Annotated in this window: 21 protein-coding genes; 11 read left to right on the top strand and 10 right to left on the bottom strand. The window is 44.2% G+C overall.

What is annotated here, in order from left to right:
* Window positions 1-5 precede the first annotated feature (5 nt).
* On the top strand, window positions 6-911 hold the full coding sequence (locus OCV12_RS14135; RefSeq protein WP_261884915.1) for a bifunctional helix-turn-helix transcriptional regulator/GNAT family N-acetyltransferase: 906 nt from the start codon (window positions 6-8) through the stop codon (window positions 909-911).
* A gap of 24 nt (window positions 912-935) precedes the next feature.
* Here the strand turns inward: OCV12_RS14135 and OCV12_RS14140 are convergent, their stop codons facing one another.
* Complete coding sequence (locus OCV12_RS14140; protein ID WP_261884916.1) at window positions 936-1,730, bottom strand: glycosyl hydrolase 2 galactose-binding domain-containing protein; 795 nt, start codon at window positions 1,728-1,730, stop codon at window positions 936-938.
* Window positions 1,731-1,855: 125 nt separating this feature from the next.
* Window positions 1,856-2,272 (bottom strand): ribonuclease E inhibitor RraB, encoded by a 417-nt coding sequence (rraB, locus tag OCV12_RS14145; protein WP_017633027.1) that lies wholly within the window; start codon window positions 2,270-2,272, stop codon window positions 1,856-1,858.
* A 576-nt stretch (window positions 2,273-2,848) separates the two neighbouring features.
* On the opposite strand from rraB, the gene arcA reads away from it, so the two are divergent.
* The 5 genes from arcA to OCV12_RS14170 all read left to right on the top strand — a co-directional run bounded on the left by arcA (window position 2,849) and on the right by OCV12_RS14170 (window position 7,445).
* The gene (gene arcA / locus OCV12_RS14150) at window positions 2,849-4,069 is read left to right on the top strand and encodes an arginine deiminase (protein WP_017632293.1); all 1,221 of its coding nucleotides are present in this window, start codon (window positions 2,849-2,851) and stop codon (window positions 4,067-4,069) included.
* 155 nt (window positions 4,070-4,224) lie between these two features.
* Window positions 4,225-5,229 (top strand): ornithine carbamoyltransferase, encoded by a 1,005-nt coding sequence (locus OCV12_RS14155; RefSeq protein ID WP_261884917.1) that lies wholly within the window; start codon window positions 4,225-4,227, stop codon window positions 5,227-5,229.
* A gap of 287 nt (window positions 5,230-5,516) precedes the next feature.
* The gene (gene pyrB, locus OCV12_RS14160; protein ID WP_132764310.1) at window positions 5,517-6,446 is read left to right on the top strand and encodes an aspartate carbamoyltransferase; all 930 of its coding nucleotides are present in this window, start codon (window positions 5,517-5,519) and stop codon (window positions 6,444-6,446) included.
* Between the two features lie 12 nt (window positions 6,447-6,458).
* Entirely contained in the window at window positions 6,459-6,920 is a 462-nt protein-coding gene (gene pyrI, locus OCV12_RS14165) for an aspartate carbamoyltransferase regulatory subunit (RefSeq protein WP_261884918.1), read from the top strand.
* A gap of 135 nt (window positions 6,921-7,055) precedes the next feature.
* Window positions 7,056-7,445 (top strand): RidA family protein, encoded by a 390-nt coding sequence (locus tag OCV12_RS14170; protein WP_009847729.1) that lies wholly within the window; start codon window positions 7,056-7,058, stop codon window positions 7,443-7,445.
* Between the two features lie 108 nt (window positions 7,446-7,553).
* Here the strand turns inward: OCV12_RS14170 and OCV12_RS14175 are convergent, their stop codons facing one another.
* The 8 genes from OCV12_RS14175 to mlaF form a co-directional block, all read right to left on the bottom strand.
* Window positions 7,554-8,279 carry a 1-acylglycerol-3-phosphate O-acyltransferase gene (locus tag OCV12_RS14175; protein ID WP_050652139.1) on the bottom strand — a complete coding sequence of 242 codons (726 nt, stop codon included), beginning with the start codon at window positions 8,277-8,279 and terminating at the stop codon, window positions 7,554-7,556.
* Between the two features lie 152 nt (window positions 8,280-8,431).
* The gene (murA, locus tag OCV12_RS14180) at window positions 8,432-9,697 is read right to left on the bottom strand and encodes a UDP-N-acetylglucosamine 1-carboxyvinyltransferase (protein WP_086715546.1); all 1,266 of its coding nucleotides are present in this window, start codon (window positions 9,695-9,697) and stop codon (window positions 8,432-8,434) included.
* 8 nt (window positions 9,698-9,705) lie between these two features.
* Window positions 9,706-9,960, bottom strand: coding sequence for a BolA family iron metabolism protein IbaG (gene ibaG / locus OCV12_RS14185; RefSeq protein ID WP_017058924.1), 255 nt, complete (start codon window positions 9,958-9,960; stop codon window positions 9,706-9,708).
* 13 nt (window positions 9,961-9,973) lie between these two features.
* The gene (locus tag OCV12_RS14190; RefSeq protein WP_004735315.1) at window positions 9,974-10,282 is read right to left on the bottom strand and encodes an STAS domain-containing protein; all 309 of its coding nucleotides are present in this window, start codon (window positions 10,280-10,282) and stop codon (window positions 9,974-9,976) included.
* Complete coding sequence (locus tag OCV12_RS14195) at window positions 10,282-10,884, bottom strand: MlaC/ttg2D family ABC transporter substrate-binding protein (RefSeq protein WP_239718121.1); 603 nt, start codon at window positions 10,882-10,884, stop codon at window positions 10,282-10,284. Before OCV12_RS14195 ends, OCV12_RS14190 begins: the two co-directional genes overlap by 1 nt.
* Window positions 10,885-10,945: 61 nt before the next feature.
* A complete protein-coding gene (gene mlaD, locus OCV12_RS14200) occupies window positions 10,946-11,437 on the bottom strand; it encodes an outer membrane lipid asymmetry maintenance protein MlaD (protein WP_017632287.1) in 492 nt (163 codons plus the stop codon).
* A 2-nt stretch (window positions 11,438-11,439) separates the two neighbouring features.
* Window positions 11,440-12,219 carry a lipid asymmetry maintenance ABC transporter permease subunit MlaE gene (gene mlaE / locus OCV12_RS14205; protein WP_017632286.1) on the bottom strand — a complete coding sequence of 260 codons (780 nt, stop codon included), beginning with the start codon at window positions 12,217-12,219 and terminating at the stop codon, window positions 11,440-11,442.
* Between the two features lies 1 nt (window position 12,220).
* Entirely contained in the window at window positions 12,221-13,015 is a 795-nt protein-coding gene (gene mlaF / locus OCV12_RS14210) for a phospholipid ABC transporter ATP-binding protein MlaF (protein ID WP_123306381.1), read from the bottom strand.
* Between the two features lie 265 nt (window positions 13,016-13,280).
* On the opposite strand from mlaF, the gene OCV12_RS14215 reads away from it, so the two are divergent.
* The 5 genes from OCV12_RS14215 to lptA are packed head-to-tail and all read left to right on the top strand — an operon-like array spanning window position 13,281 to window position 16,844.
* The gene (locus tag OCV12_RS14215) at window positions 13,281-14,246 is read left to right on the top strand and encodes a calcium/sodium antiporter (RefSeq protein WP_017063737.1); all 966 of its coding nucleotides are present in this window, start codon (window positions 13,281-13,283) and stop codon (window positions 14,244-14,246) included.
* Between the two features lie 34 nt (window positions 14,247-14,280).
* Window positions 14,281-15,252 (top strand): arabinose-5-phosphate isomerase KdsD, encoded by a 972-nt coding sequence (gene kdsD, locus OCV12_RS14220; RefSeq protein ID WP_261884920.1) that lies wholly within the window; start codon window positions 14,281-14,283, stop codon window positions 15,250-15,252.
* A complete protein-coding gene (gene kdsC, locus OCV12_RS14225; RefSeq protein ID WP_239849236.1) occupies window positions 15,252-15,809 on the top strand; it encodes a 3-deoxy-manno-octulosonate-8-phosphatase KdsC in 558 nt (185 codons plus the stop codon). The genes kdsD and kdsC overlap by 1 nt, the downstream gene beginning before the upstream one ends.
* On the top strand, window positions 15,806-16,369 hold the full coding sequence (gene lptC, locus OCV12_RS14230; protein WP_017632282.1) for an LPS export ABC transporter periplasmic protein LptC: 564 nt from the start codon (window positions 15,806-15,808) through the stop codon (window positions 16,367-16,369). Before kdsC ends, lptC begins: the two co-directional genes overlap by 4 nt.
* Complete coding sequence (gene lptA / locus OCV12_RS14235; protein ID WP_017058914.1) at window positions 16,350-16,844, top strand: lipopolysaccharide transport periplasmic protein LptA; 495 nt, start codon at window positions 16,350-16,352, stop codon at window positions 16,842-16,844. Before lptC ends, lptA begins: the two co-directional genes overlap by 20 nt.
* The last annotated feature ends 2 nt before the right edge of the window (window positions 16,845-16,846 follow it).

Genomic DNA, 16,846 nt, shown 5'->3' on the forward strand with positions numbered 1-16,846 from the left:
AAATTATGGATGCTCGAAAGCTAAGACAATACTCCCGCCAAGCCGTGCGCTTACTGGGTATGCTTGATAAACAATGTGGTGAGGTCACGCTCACTCCTGTCCAAGCTCATGCATTAGGAGAGATCCAACTCCAGCCTTTAACCATCAATCAATTAGCACAACAGCTCAATGTCGATAAATCTAATGCCAGTCGAACGGTGGCTGGACTCAGCAAACTTGAGTTGGTAGAGACTATCGAAAATTCAAAAGACAAACGCAGCCAATGGGTGACACTGACGTCTCTTGGGCAAAACATGTTGAGTCAATTAGACGTGCAACAAAACACCTTTTTCGAAGACATGCTGCTGACTCTCAATGAAGATGAACAACAACAGCTGAAAGTTGGACTGGAAACGTACTTAAAAGGGTTAGCAAATGTCTGCCAAGTTGACGAGTTCATACTTCGCCCACTCACTCAATCAGATAACCCGCAGTTAGCCAATGTGATTCGTAAAGTTTCAGCGGAACATGGACTCACCGAAGATAAAGGTTATGGCGTGGCCGATCCTACCCTTGATGACATGTACTCTGTCTATAACAAAGATAACGCAATATACTGGGTGATCGAATATCAAGGTGAAGTGGTAGGTGGCGGTGGTTTTGCACCATTAGCTGGCCGACCAGATGTATGTGAGCTACAGAAAATGTACTTCCTACCACAAACCCGAGGGCAAGGTTTGGCAAAGCGCATCGTAGCTCAAAGCCTAAAACTGGCTAAGCAACTTGGCTACCAACACATGTACTTGGAAACAACGGAATGCTTGGGTGCTGCAGTAAAACTCTATGAAAAACTGGAGTTTGAACACCTTGATTCAGCTTGGGGAGAAACAGGCCATGATGCTTGTGAAGTTGTCATGGCCAAAGCGTTATAAGTATCAGACGCTAGTTACTAGCTTTTAACGTAAAAAGTTACTCACACAAGACGCTGGATTTAAGGCAACGAAAGAACTCTCTTTTTGCCCATCGAGTTCAACTTCTAACTGGTATAAGTGCTTAGGGTTAGGCTTCTCAAGGTTAAATACCATAGGAGCCTCCACTTGAAACACCACGCCAGTATGCTCAGCTCGCACATCTATCGGCATCACGAGTGTCATGCCGTTGAACTTAATTGATGCAGATACCAAACCTGCTTTTAGCGTCTGATAAATCACATCCACTTTAAACTCACAGCCACCACCGTGGTGCCAGATCTGCTCAGTGACAACTTGTTCTAGTTTGACGTTTCGAACGAACTGCAGGTACGGTGCTTGCCAAATCCCGATGCGTGAATCAGATTTCGCGATAGCCTGTGAAGATATAGACTCATCCATATCCTCTTCGAGTAACAAGCTCTCCTCTTCTTCAAGGAAAAGGATCTCAAAACGGTTTCGGCCAGGCTGCATATAAGGGCGGATATCTTTGCGATATTCAGCTTGGCTACCATCGCAATCAAACACAGCAACACCATTAAGTCGCACTTCAGCAAAGTAATCGACACCCGCTACGACCAACTCAACGAATGGACACGCCAACATAGCATCATCAACTTCGATGTCATGCATCAGGTGCCACTCTTGCTCTGCGATTTCATCTTCACTTAAGCTATCAGGGAGCTTTGAGCTTAATGGAGCAGGAAAGGTAATGTCATCTTGTGGGATAGAGAGATCCGTCAATGGCGAAATTTGCCAAAGACCATCGAGAAGTAACCGCATATCATTCCTTGAGCTAGATCAATTTTGACCGCATTATAATGAATGAATGCATTTAAAGACATTTATTTTTCTGAGGATAAAAAAATGCCAGCTCTAGGCTGGCATTCTTTCAAACTGGGAAGAAATTACTCTTCGCCTTCATCATCTTCGTCAGGGTAGATAGCATCTTCACCTTCGTAGTAAGTGCCCCAACCGTCGTAGATAATGTCGAATTTCTCTGCAAGGTTCACAAGCTTCTCAACTTGCGCATCGATCGCCTCTGCATCTAGAGCTGACTGCATGGTTGCATCACAGCAAAGTAGCTTGTTGCCATCTTCGTCTTCTGTCTCTTCAGCTTCAAGCACTTCAAAGCCCATTTTGAATGCTTCAACAACTGCTTTCTCAAGCACTTCGAAATCTTCAGCAAATAGGTGATGCTCGATATCGTATAGAGCTTCAGGATCGCTACCATCTTCAATTAGTGCTGCAATGATGTCGCGAGTCTCTTCCTTTTGAAATTCAATTAATTCCGCTACTGATAGATATTCATCTTCGTGAGACATGTGTCTGCTCCAGAGTGTTGACTATGAAAAGATCAAATTTGATTGCCACGAAATATGGCACGGATCGTCCAGAAAAGCCACCCAGATCAGGCTTAGAAAGGTAAGTTTATCGCTAGATAGCGGGAGCAATATCAATTCAAAAGTGAAATCAAAATCACAGAAACAAATTTTCAACATTTTATTAACTGACGTCTGTTTTAGCATTTCATCTTTATTGTCGCTTCAAGCGTATTTGAATAGAAATTGCGTGCTTAGTCACCACAGATGCATACGTTCAACCCGTTTCAAGGTGCATAAAATCCCAGCTTGCTATCAAAAAGTGAATAATAGTGAATAAAAAGTCACGAATAATAAGCAAAATAGATTTCTCGCACACACTAAATCGAGCATAGATCTTCAAAACAGTTGTTCCATGAGATACATGCTCAATTAGTATTTAAGCCCAAAAAACCAAATCAACCCGGTTTTTAATACCGTAAATTCAAAAAATACTTTGTATTTACGCAACCTCCAAAACTTGCATATTACGGCCAAGCTTGTCATAAATAGACCCTGGATTAATAGTAAGGATGCAAAATGAGTAAGCTGTACGTTGGCTCCGAAGTCGGTCAATTAAGACGAGTTCTCCTAAATAGACCTGAAAGAGCACTCACCCACCTCACCCCTTCAAACTGTCATGATCTTCTATTTGATGATGTGCTTGCTGTTGAAGCTGCTGGTGAAGAACATGATGCTTTTGCAGAGACACTGCGTAGTCAAGACGTAGAAGTGCTACTACTGCATGACTTACTTGTCGAAACGCTTGCCGTACCTCAGGCTCGCGAGTGGCTGCTAAATACTCAAATCTCAGATTTCCGTTATGGGCCGACTTTTGCCCGTGACTTAAGAAGCTATCTTGCTCAAATGGATAATGAGCATCTAGCAACTATCTTACTCGGTGGCTTGGCTTATTCTGAGCTCCCAATCAAATCATCGTCGATGCTACCTAAGATGCATCGCCCACTTGATTTCGTTATCGAACCACTGCCGAACCACCTATTTACGCGTGATACCTCATGCTGGGTTTATGGCGGTGTATCGCTGAACCCAATGATGAAACCAGCTCGTCAACGCGAAACAAACCACTTACGTGCTATCTACCGCTGGCACCCTGTGTTTGCCGGACAAGACTTCATTAAGTACTTCGGTGATGAAGATTTGCACTACGACAACGCCAATATTGAAGGCGGTGACGTACTGGTTATCGGTAAAGGCGCGGTACTGGTTGGTATCTCTGAGCGTACTAAGCCACAAGGTGTTGAAAACCTAGCGGCGAGCTTATTCCGTTCGGGCCAAGCAACCGAAGTGATTGCTATCGATTTACCAAAACACCGCTCTTGTATGCACCTTGATACGGTGATGACACACATGGATATAGACACTTTCTCTGTCTACCCAGAGATTGTTCGCAAAGATCTAGATACTTGGCGCCTAACACCTAAAGAAAATGGTGAGATGCGCGTAGAGAAAGCCGAAAACTACCTGTCAGCAATTGAAGGGGCTCTAGGCCTTGATCAGCTGAAGATCATCACAACTGGTGGTGACAACTATGAAGCTGAACGTGAACAGTGGAATGACGCTAACAACGTACTGACAGTGAAACCGGGGACTGTTATCGGTTATGAACGCAATGTTTACACCAACGAGAAGTACGACAAAGCGGGCATCGAAGTTCTGACGATTCCAGGCAACGAGTTAGGTCGTGGTCGTGGTGGCGCTCGTTGTATGAGTTGTCCTATCGAAAGAGACGGTATCTAAGCTGATAATTCAATAGAACAAACACAATAACTTATCTAGGCCAGTACCATCGTACTGGCCTTTTTTATTAAATTAACAAAATAAATATTCACAAATATAGCATTTTTATGTTTAACTGAGTTCTTCATTGATTCTATATACACAAGGAGCGAGAGATGGCCTTTAATCTTCGCAATCGTAACTTTCTAAAACTTCTCGACTTTACTCCTAAAGAGATTCAGTTTTTACTCGATCTGTCCGCTGACCTGAAAAAAGCTAAGTATGCAGGTACAGAGCAGAAAAAGCTTAACGGTAAAAACATCGCTTTGATCTTTGAAAAAGCATCAACACGAACTCGATGTGCTTTTGAGGTAGCGGCCTTTGATCAAGGTGCTCAAGTCTCTTATTTAGGCCCTTCTGGTTCTCAGATTGGTCAGAAAGAATCAATGAAAGATACGGCTCGTGTATTAGGTCGTATGTACGACGGCATTGAATACCGTGGTTTTGGCCAAAGCATTGTCGAAGATCTTGGCGCATACGCTGGTGTGCCAGTTTGGAACGGCCTAACCGATGAATTCCATCCAACTCAGATCTTGGCTGACTTCCTTACAATGGTCGAACATGGTCGCGGTAAACACCTACACCAGATCAGCTTTGCTTACCTAGGCGATGCGCGTAACAACATGGGTAACTCACTGTTAGTCGGTGCTGCGAAAATGGGCATGGATATTCGCCTTGTCGCGCCAAAAGCCTTTTGGCCAGAAGAACAACTTGTCGAAGAGTGCCAAGCCATTGCACAAAACACTGGTGCAAAAATCACGCTAACCGAAGACGTTGCTGAAGGCGTGAAAGGTTGTGATTTCCTATACACCGACGTTTGGGTTTCAATGGGTGAAGCCCCTGAAGCTTGGGACGAACGTGTAGCAGTAATGAAACCATACCAAGTGAATATGGATGTCATTAAGCTAACTGGTAATCCTCAAGTGAAGTTCATGCATTGCCTACCCGCTTTCCATAACAATGAAACAGTGATTGGTCAGCAAGTCGCAGACAAGTATGGAATGAACGGCTTGGAAGTGACTGACGAAGTGTTTGAATCTGACTACTCGATTGTATTTGATGAAGCAGAGAATCGCATGCACACCATCAAGGCGGTGATGGTCGCGACTCTTGGTCAATAGACAATAATGAAAGTAAACAAAAGCTTGATGTAATCGCTTGCGCTCACAAATTGAAAGCGTATAATTCTCGGCAATTTGTCTGAGAGTAGTGAAAATGACGCCAAGCAATGTTGTGATAAAACATAATGATATTGTGATAACACATAATAAAATTGTGAAAACACATAATATTGCTCGCAAGCTAGCATGCTTGCCAGGCCGTCTATTCTGCTTTTCAGCACTTTTTTAAAGCCTCCCATTATGGGGGGCTTTTTTATGGCCAATACATTATTGTGGGGAAGAAGATCATGGCGAATTCGCTCTATCAAAAGCACATCATCTCAATTCCAGAGCTTTCTCGTGAAGAGCTAGAATTAATTGTTCAAACGGCAGGTCAACTTAAAGCTGAACCAAACCCAGAACTCATCAAGAACAAAGTTGTTGCCAGCTGCTTCTTCGAACCTTCAACACGAACTCGTCTCTCTTTTGAAACTGCGATTCAACGCATCGGTGGTGATGTGATTGGTTTCGACAGTGGCGGTAACACTTCACTGGCGAAGAAAGGTGAAACGCTAGCAGACTCAGTGCAGGTTATCTCTTCATACGTTGATGCTTACGTAATGCGCCACCCTCAAGAAGGTGCAGCACGCCTGGCTTCTGAATTCTCTAACGGCGTACCTGTGATTAATGCAGGTGACGGTGCAAACCAACACCCAACGCAAACGCTATTAGATTTGTTCTCTATTGCAGAAACACAAGGCCGCCTAGATAACCTAAACGTGGCATTCGTTGGTGACCTGAAGTACGGTCGTACGGTTCACTCTCTGACTCAAGCACTCGCGAAATTCGACAACATCTGTTTCTACTTTGTGGCACCAGAAGCGTTGGCGATGCCAGACTACATTTGTGAAGAACTTGATGAAGCGGGTATCAAGTACCAACTACTGACCGACATGGAAGATGTGATTCCTGAGCTGGATGTTCTGTACATGACGCGAGTTCAAAAAGAGCGCTTTGATGAGTCGGAATACGCGCACATCAAATCAGCGTACATCCTAACGGCTGCACTTCTAGAAAACGCACGCGATAACCTGAAGGTTCTACACCCTCTTCCTCGTGTTGACGAAATTACTATCGATGTCGATAAAACACCTTACGCTTACTACTTCCAGCAAGCCGAGAACGGTGTTTACGCGCGTGAAGCATTACTGGCCCTTGTTCTTAACGAAACGCTGTAGAGGAGAGATATCATGTCTAAAGAGACTCAATTAAAAGTTGAAGCAATCAAAAACGGTACTGTTATCGACCATATCCCAGCGAACATCGGGATCAAGGTGCTAAAACTGTTCGACATGCACAACTCTCACCAGCGTGTGACCATTGGCCTAAATCTGCCGTCATCTGCACTAGGTGGAAAAGACCTGCTCAAGATTGAGAATGTGTTTATCACAGAAGAACAGGCAAGCAAGCTGGCGCTTTACGCACCTCACGCAACAGTGAACCAAATCGAAGATTACGAAGTGGTTAAGAAGTTAGCCTTAGAACTTCCAGAGCAAATCAACGATGTGTTCGAGTGTCCAAACACTAACTGCATTACGCATAACGAGCCTGTTGAAAGTAGCTTTAAGATCTTTGAAAAGAAAAAAGATATTCGATTGAAGTGTAAGTACTGCGAAAAAGTTTTCTCTCGCGAAATCGTGACAGAAAGATAACGTCATACGGCAACCCGTTTGAACGAAAAAACTATCAAATACCTCGCCTGTGCGGGGTATTTTGCGCTTTACCTAGGCTAAGTTTGAAGGCACACTGAAAAACGATTTTTATCTAATAACTGATGGAATAAACCAATGACTAAAGTACTTCACACAGAATCTGCTCCAGCTGCAATCGGCCCATACGTACAAGGTGTTGACCTTGGCAACATGGTACTGACTTCTGGTCAAATCCCAGTAAACCCAGCAACTGGTGAAGTATCTGCGGATATCGCAGTGCAAGCTCGCCAATCTCTAGACAACGTTCAAGCGGTTGTTGAAGCCTCAGGCCTGACTGTAAAAGACATCGTAAAACTAACGGTATTCGTTAAAGACCTAAACGACTTCGGCACAGTAAACGAAGTTTACGGCAAATTCTTCGATGAGCACGGCGTTGCAAACTACCCTGCACGTTCATGTGTTGAAGTTGCTCGTCTGCCAAAAGATGTAGGTATCGAGATCGAAGCTATTGCGGTTCGTAAATAGTCTTTCTAAATCTAAAATAAACTCTGAGCATAAAGCTGAGCGTTTACCAGATATAAAAAAAGGTTGCCCATTTGGCAACCTTTTTTTATTGTTCAGCGTTTTGCTCAATTACTTCTTGTTGAGCTCAACCACTTCTTTGTCTAATTCTTCAAGTTTCGCAGCCATTTGCTCACGAGCTAAGTTAGCCAGTTCACGAACGTTAGACTTATCAAAACCTTCAGTGCTGATTGGTGGCAGCATCTCAACAATCACATGGCCATTGTTCCAACGGTTTAGCTTCACGCCCCCCGTTGAACTACACACGATAGGGATAATCGGTAAGCCAGCGCCAATTGCAGCGTGGAAAGCACCCGTTTTGAATGGCAGCAAACCACGGCCACGAGAACGAGTTCCTTCAGGGAACATCCATACTGAAACATCGCTCTCTTTTAGGCTAGTCACTACCTGATCGATAGTACCTACAGCTTTGCTGCGGTTAGCACGGTCAATAAGGATGTTACCCGTCAGCCAGTAAAGCTGACCAAATAGCGGCATCCACACTAAGCTCTTCTTACCAACCGTCACAACTTTAGGCGTTACCGCCGATGAAATCGTGAATAGATCCCAGCTGTTCTGGTGGTTTGCCACATACACATGTTGGCCACGAGAATAAGCATCTTCTGGGATACGAAGTTCTAACTTCATGCCGAAAATTTTCGACATACGGCCGAAGTAACGGCCAAAGGTAAATACGTGTTTCGGATTACGTGGGCTCAGTAAACAGTAACCACATCCAAATACAAACATAAGAATCGCAAATATCGCCACTGCGAAAATACGTAATATTGCTATCATTTTGTTCCTCACCAACCGCGAAGCGGGTTCATCTATTCACACAAACACTGGCAATAGATTCACTTGCGGTAAATACAACTATAAAAAAGCCGAAACCAAGGTTCCGACTTTTGTGTTTTCATTTTACTGACTCATGAACTCACTAACCTAAGTTAGCTAGACTCTCGAAATCGTGTAATGTTTGCGCCTAGGGCTGACAGTTTATCTTCAATCTTATCGTAGCCACGATCGATGTGATAAATACGGTCAACGATGGTTTCACCTTGAGCGATACAGCCAGCAATAACAAGGCTCGCTGATGCACGAAGGTCCGTTGCCATTACTTGAGCGCCGCTCAATTTTTCCGTTTCACCACAGATAGCCGTGTTGCCTTCGATTTCTGCTTTTGCACCCATTCGCTGTAATTCAGGAATGTGCATGAAGCGGTTTTCAAAGATAGTCTCAGTGATAACACCACTGCCCTTCGCCATCATGTTAAGCAGGGTAAACTGAGCTTGCATGTCGGTTGGGAAGCCAGGGTGAGGTGCTGTTACGATTTTCACCGCTTTCAGCTCACGACCTGTCATATCAAGGCTGATCCAGTCTTCGCCCGTTTCAACCTTCGCACCCGCTTCTTCAAGCTTCGCTAATGCAGCTTCAAGAAGATGAGCGTTAGTGTTACGACAAACAACTTTACCGCCAGACACTGCCGCAGCAACAAGGAACGTACCTGTCTCAATACGGTCTGCAACCACAGAGTGTTGACCACCACCAAGGCGTTCAACACCTTCGATAGTAATCGTGTCTGTACCTGCGCCAGAAATCTTAGCACCCAGCTTGTTTAGGAAGTCAGCGGTATCAACAATCTCAGGCTCACGCGCAGAGTTGTCTAATACTGTTGTACCTTCCGCTAGTGTTGCTGCACACATGATAGTAATCGTAGCGCCAACGCTTACTTTATCCATCACGATGTGCGCGCCTTTCAGACGGCCATCAACGCTTGCTTTAACATAACCATCTTCCAACGTAATCGTTGCACCTAGCTGCTCTAGGCCATGGATATGCAGATCAACTGGACGAGCACCAATCGCACAACCACCAGGAAGTGACACTTGGCCTTCACCAAAACGAGCTACCAGTGGACCCAAAGCCCAGATAGAAGCACGCATTGTTTTTACTAAATCGTAAGGCGCACAAAATTCATTAATTTCGCTGCCATCAACATGAACACTACCGTTACGTGATACTTTTGCGCCAAGACGCTTTAGTAGTTCCATCGTAGTATCGATGTCACGTAGGTGAGGAACATTACTCACTTCCACTGGCTCTTCAGCAAGAATTGAAGCAAATAAGATAGGTAGCGCTGCATTTTTTGCGCCTGAGATCGTCACTTCACCGCTTAGCGGCTTGTCCGATCCAATAACTCGAAACTTTTCCATCATAAACCTTAAAGTGACATCAGTTTCTTATCACGTTCCCACTCTTCTGGCGTGAAAGCCTTAATAGAAAGAGCATGGATGTCATTGCGTTGAATGTATTCCATTAGTGGGCCGTAGATTAGTTGCTGCTTCTTAACTCGATTCATGCCGTCAAAACATGGATCAACTGCAACAACTTCGTAATGACTGCCTTCACCCTTCACGAAAATCTCTTGAAGGTTCAGTGCCTCTGCTAATAATTCTTGTACTTTTGTGCTGTCCACAAATAGCTCCTGCCTAATTTTTTATGTGTTCTGCCATCATTGGCTGGATATTGCTCAATTGGAACAACGTTCGTAATTGTTCTGGCACGAAACTGAGCATTATATGACAGTTTTGATTTTTTGCATGCTCTAATAAGTGAATTAGCATCACCATTCCTGCTGAATCGACTCGATTTATATGGCTAAGGTCAATTTCAACGCTCGATTCCGTTGTTTGCCACTTTTCCAATATACGCCAGATTGCAGGGACACTGTCTCGGTCGATATCACCGAGCAGCTGATACTCTTTAGAGCTTAGTGCTTGCCATTGAGAATGGCTCATTATTTGTTACTCTCAAAACGAATCGGTTGTGCGGCCAGTTTCTCTAGTTCGTCGGCAACTTGTAAGATGCCTTCCTGACGAATCTTAGTATTCCACTCTGACTGCTTGCTCGATAATAGGCTAATGCCTTCTGCAACCATATCAAATGCCTTCCACTCGCCCGACTTTTTGTCTTTGCGAAGCTTAAATTCAAGCTTGATGTTAGGTCGCGGCGAATCGATGATGTCTACTTTGATACTGGTAATGCGGCTATCCGCTTTGATTTTTGGTTCAGGACCAAATTCAATTGTCTGATCGGTATATTGAGTCAGAACTTGAGCATAAGAAGAAACCAGGTATTTACGGAATGAGTCGATAAATACACGCACGTCTTTTCTATCCGCGCCTTTCAAGTTTGGCCCAAGCAACTTAAGTGCTGCATATTGTGCATTCACATAAGGCATCAACTCTTCTTCCACAATGACCTTCAACAGTTCTGGGTCTTGGTGGATGTTGTCTTGTTCGCTCTTCAAACGATCAAATGCAACTTCTGCTACTTGAGTCATCATCTGGTATGGCTGAGTACGATCAATCGACTCTGCAGCAAAAGCTTGAGCCGACATAAGAAAAGCGACGGCTGTCAGAAACCATACCTTGAATAAGTTATTCGTCTTTAACATGTGCCTACTCCTTAGCTTCGCTATCATCAGAACCACCAACGCTATACAGCACTTGGCCAATCAAATCTTCTAGTACCAATGCTGACTTGGTGTCTTCAATCGAGTCACCATCAACCAACATCTCCTCATCATCAAAAATGAAACCCGGCACCAAGCTGATGTACTGCTCACCGATTAAGCCAGACGTTAAGATTTGAGCACTAGAGGTATCTGGAAATTGTGAGTACTTCGAATCAATAGACAATTGAACCACTGGTAGGTAGCTCTCAGTATCAAGTTCAATGCTTTGAACTCGGCCAACAACCACACCACCGACTTTCACAGGAGAACGAACCTTTAGGCTACCAATGTTGTCAAAGGTCGCTTTTAGATTATAAGTATGGTTCGAACCTATACCTTTTACGTCAGCGACTTGAAAGATCATGATTAAGATTGCGCAAATTCCGGCAATAACAAAGGTGCCGACCCATAATTCTAATTTTCGAGTTTGTTGCATGATTAATTCCCAAACATCAATGCGGTAAGAACAAAATCTAGCCCTAATACCGCTAGAGAAGAGTGCACTACTGTGCGTGTGGTTGCCTGACTAATACCTTCAGAGGTTGGTACCGCATCATAACCATTGAAAAGTGCGATCCAAGTTACGGTGATAGCGAAGACCATACACTTGATCATGCTGTTACCAATATCTCGGCCTAGCTCAACAGAAGACTGCATTGCAGACCAGAAACTACCGTGGTCAATACCTTTCCAATCAACACCCACTAACTGACCGCCCCAAATACCTACTGCCATAAAGATCATAGCAAGCAATGGCATTGAGATAAGCCCGGCCCAAAGTCGTGGTGCAATAATGCGTTTTAGAGGATCAACGGCCATCATCTCAAGACTTGAGATCTGCTCCGTTGCTTTCATTAAGCCAATCTCAGCCGTTAACGCCGAACCTGCGCGACCTGCAAATAGCAGTGCTGTCACTACAGGACCGAGCTCTCGTAATAGAGAAAGAGCGACCATTTGACCAAGGTTACCCTCTGCGCCGTAGTCGATGAGCACGACATAGCCTTGTAGGCTAAGTACCATGCCAATGAACAGACCCGAAACTAAAATAATAGCTAATGACTGAACGCCAACGCTATAAAGTTGTTTTACTAATAAAGGGAAGTTTTTTAGTCGCGGGATGCCAAACAAAGCCCCGAATAACATCAGGCTTGCTCGACCAAATGACTCGCAAATCGCAAGTGTGCGTCTACCGACACCCGCAATAGTTTTAGCAATCATATTAAAACAAATCCTTTTCTAGACTTTGTGCAGGGAATCTAAACGGCACCGGGCCATCAGCTTCACCTTGCAAGAATTGCTGCACTCTCGGATCGTCATTGTTGTACAACTCTTCAGGCGTTCCCGCAGCAATGATTTTGCTATCAGCCATGAGATAAACCCAATCCGCAATACTCATTACTTCTGGAACATCGTGAGAAACGACAATCGAGGTTAAGCCCAACGCTTGATTGAGGTTACGGATAAGCTCAACCAAGACACCCATGGTGATTGGGTCTTGGCCAACAAACGGTTCATCGTACATGATGAGTTCTGGATCTAAGGCAATCGCACGTGCCAATGCCGCTCTTCTCGCCATACCACCAGACAATTCACTCGGCATTAACTGTGCCGCTCCTCGTAACCCTACCGCCTCAAGCTTAAGTAATACGATGGTACGAATGAACTTTTCATTCAGTTCAGTGTGTTCACGTAGTGGAAACGCCACATTATCAAAGACATTGAGATCCGTAAAAAGTGCACCCGACTGGAAAAGCATGCTCATTTTTTTACGTGCTTGATACAGCTTTCGACGTGATAATGCAGGGATATTGTCGCCATCAAACCAAACTTCGCCTTCATCTGGCGGCAATTGACCACCAATCAAACGCAGCAAAGTCGTTTTACCGATCCCTGACGGCCCCATGATTGCGGTTATCTTGCCTTGAGGTACCTCTAAACTTATATCATCAAAGATAACGCGATCACCGCGTGAAAAGCTGAGGTTCTTAACTTTCACAAGCTCAGTGTTCAACATATTTTTGTTGTTTCCTTGCTTTAAAAAACGCCATTTATGGCTGCAATAATAATGAGTCTACTTTAGAATTAAAAGCACTGTTCGATTAATTCATATTAAACAGAAAAGTATGGCAGGGATTTGAAAGCATTGAGAAATTATCCATTCGATTCTATTTCTTTACTACTAACTGGTAATTAATTTGTCGAGTGACTTCCCTTTTAACTAGCAACAAGTCAAAATTAGCGGTTAATTCTCCGTTTTTTATTAATTTTTAGGAATCATCATGCTTGAAGCGATTGCGTTTCTTATTATCGGTCTAGGTTTTTTGGTGTGGAGTGCAGATAAGCTGGTTTACGGTGCCGCTGCTCTTGCTCGAAACTTCGGTATTTCACCACTAGTTATCGGTATGACGATCTTAGCAATGGGGTCTTCGGCTCCTGAAATGATGGTTTCTGCAACAGCAGCCCTTGATGGCAAAACAGATACAGCCGTTGGTAACGTTTTAGGTTCAAACATCGCCAACATCGCTCTGATTTTAGGTATTACAGCGCTGATTAAGCCATTATCTATTAGCTCAGGCGTGATTCGTCGTGAACTACCATTAATGATCGGTGTCACTCTACTAGCGGGCGCCCTATTGTGGGATAACCACTTAGGCTTCTATGAAGGCGTGTTGTTGTTTGTTCTTTTTGCCGCGTTTTTGTTTGCTATGTTGCAAATCAGCCGCAGCGAGAAAAAGAACGGCGATGCTTTCCTTGATGAACAAGAATCAGAGATCCCAGAAGGCGTCAGTAACCCTAAAGCCGCAATGTGGGTGGTGATTGGTCTAATCGTCTTACCTTTAGCTGCTGATATGCTAGTAGATAACGCTGTGATCATCGCGAAATTCTTCGGCATGAGCGACCTTGTGATTGGTTTAACCATCATTGCTGTTGGTACTAGCCTTCCTGAACTTGCAGCATCACTGGCTGGTGTAATGAAAGGTGAAGACGATATGGCCGTGGGTAACATCATCGGTTCAAACGTATTCAACATCCTTGCTGTTATGGGTATCCCGGGCATCTTGAATCCTTCAATCTTGAGCGAGTTTGCAATGGGCCGTGACTTCTGGGTAATGCTAGGTGTCTCACTACTGCTTGTTGTGATGGCACTAGGAAAATCACGCAGTGTGAATCGTATTGAAGGCGGCGTGTTAATCGTGACGTTCGTGGCCTACCAAAGTTACCTACTAATGAACATGTCGGCTTAATTGTTGATTTAACTTCCCGTACTTGGAGTATTTGATGTCTCAGCCATTTGATTATCGCAGTGTTGCCAAACAAGTTTTGGAAACCGAAGTTGCAGGTCTTACTCAATTAGACCAATATTTTAATGATGATTTCTGCAAGGCTTGTGACCTTATCTTGAACAACAAAGGCAAAGTTGTTGTGATGGGTATGGGCAAATCAGGCCACATTGGCAACAAAATCGCGGCAACGCTGGCAAGTACTGGTACATCGGCTTTCTTTGTACACCCAGGTGAAGCTGCGCATGGTGACTTAGGCATGATCGAGCCGGGTGATATTGTGATTGCGATATCCAACTCAGGTGAATCAGGAGAGATCCTCAGCCTATTCCCAGTATTAAAGCGCCTGAACATAAAGATTATCAGCATGACAGGTAAGCCAGCATCGAACATGGCGACCTTATCTGATATCCATTTACAAATTTCAGTACCAGAAGAAGCGTGTCCACTAGGCTTAGCACCCACCACAAGTACCACAGCAACTTTGGTTATGGGTGATGCATTAGCCGTTGCTCTTTTACAAGCGCGAGGCTTCACTGCTCAAGATTTTGCACTGTCTCACCCAGGTGGCGCTTTAGGGCGTCAACTGTTGTTGAAGCTCGACGACATCATGCATACAGGCGATGCACTTCCTGTTGTAGCACCCGACGCATTAGTAAGGGACGCTCTACTAGAGATATCTCAGAAAGGCTTGGGTATGACAGCCATCGTGGATCAAGATGGTCAAATGGCCGGTATTTTTACTGATGGTGATTTACGCCGTATCTTAGATAAACGCGTTGATATTCATAACACTCAGATCGGCGATGTAATGACACTTAATCCGACGGTAGCTGAACCCAACATGCTTGCGGTTGAGGGCCTAAACTTGATGCAAGCGAAGAGCATCAATGGCTTGATGTTGTGCCAAGAAGGTAAACTGGTTGGAGCGCTAAACATGCATGACTTACTGAAAGCAGGAGTAATGTAATGACACAGACAGTCGAAACTCTCTACGGCACAGTCGATGCTGATGTATTTGCAGTAGCAAAAGAGATCAAACTCTTAATTTGCGATGTAGACGGCGTATTCTCAGATGGTCGCATCTACATGGGCAACAACGGTGAAGAGCTGAAAACCTTCCACACTCGTGACGGTTACGGCATCAAATCACTGATGAACGCAGGCATTGAAATCGCAATCATCACAGGCCGTAAATCTCAGATTGTTGAAAATCGAATGACGGCTCTCGGTATCAAACTTATTTATCAAGGCCAAGACGATAAAGTTAAGGCATACAAAGATATTTGCGATAAGCTTTCTGTAAGCCCTGAAAATACAGGTTACATCGGAGACGATCTGATCGACTGGCCTGTAATGGAAAAAGTTGGCTTGAAGGTATGTGTAGCAGATGGTCACCCGCTACTTGCAAAGCGTGCAAACTACGTGACAACCATTAACGGTGGTCATGGTGCTGTACGTGAAGTCTGCGACCTTATTTTACAAGCAAGAAATGAACTCGACGTGCATAAAGGTTTAAGCATATGAGTTTTACTCGTATTATCTATTTAATACTGATATTTATTGCCTCTTGGTCGACCTATTATCTGTACGACAAAGAGCAAACATCGACGATACAAGTGGCTCCAAATTTGGAGCTGCCCGCGTTTAGTGGCAAAAGTCTGAACAACATTAGCTATGACCAATCTGGTATCCGTAGTTATCAAGTTGAATCGACCTATTTAGAACACTACTCAGTGGTTGGCGACACGCACTTTCAAAACCCAGTCCTTTCGGTATTCCGTGAAGGGCACACGATTGAATGGCAAGTCACTGCTGATCGCGCGATTATGGATGAGAATCAAGTTGTCACTTTTTATGACAACGTAGTGGCAAAGAACCTGCTGCCAGAAGCGAGCTTCGATACGATGACCACAGATAAAATGGTTGTTGAGCTGACTAGCCGAGATTTTTATTCAGAGACTCCGGTCCATATGATCGGTACATTTTTTGAAACTGAGGGACAAGCAATGAAGGGTAACTTCGGTACCAACAATGCAACCCTCTTTAATTCTGTTCAAGGTAGATATGAAACTCTTACACCTTAGTTTATTCGCTTTGACCCTTGCGGCGCCTAATGTCTATGCTCTTTCTTCGGATAGCGAGCAGCCTGTCTACATTGACTCAGACAGCCAGCAATTGGATATGAAAAGTAACCAAGTGACTTTCCTTGGTGATGTAAACCTTAAGCAAGGTAGCATCAACATCAATGCCGATAAGGTTATTGTTACTCGTAACGCCGTAAATGGTGAGATTGAAGAAATTCAAGGCTTCGGTAAGCCAGCAACCTTCTCTCAGCTTACTGACGACGGGAAGACACTCTACGGTGAGGCTGACGACCTGCATTACCAGCTTGTTGCTGACCGATTGATCATGACCAAGAATGCGATGCTATCTCAAGATGGCAGCATCATTCGTGGCTCTAAGATCACTTACCAGATCGGCTCTCAGAAATTAGTCGCTGACAGTGGTGAGAACAAACGAGTGTCAACGGTTCTACAACCAACGGAAGTGAATAAGTAACA

This window comes from Vibrio pomeroyi (assembly GCF_024347595.1).
Lineage (GTDB): Bacteria > Pseudomonadota > Gammaproteobacteria > Enterobacterales > Vibrionaceae > Vibrio > Vibrio pomeroyi.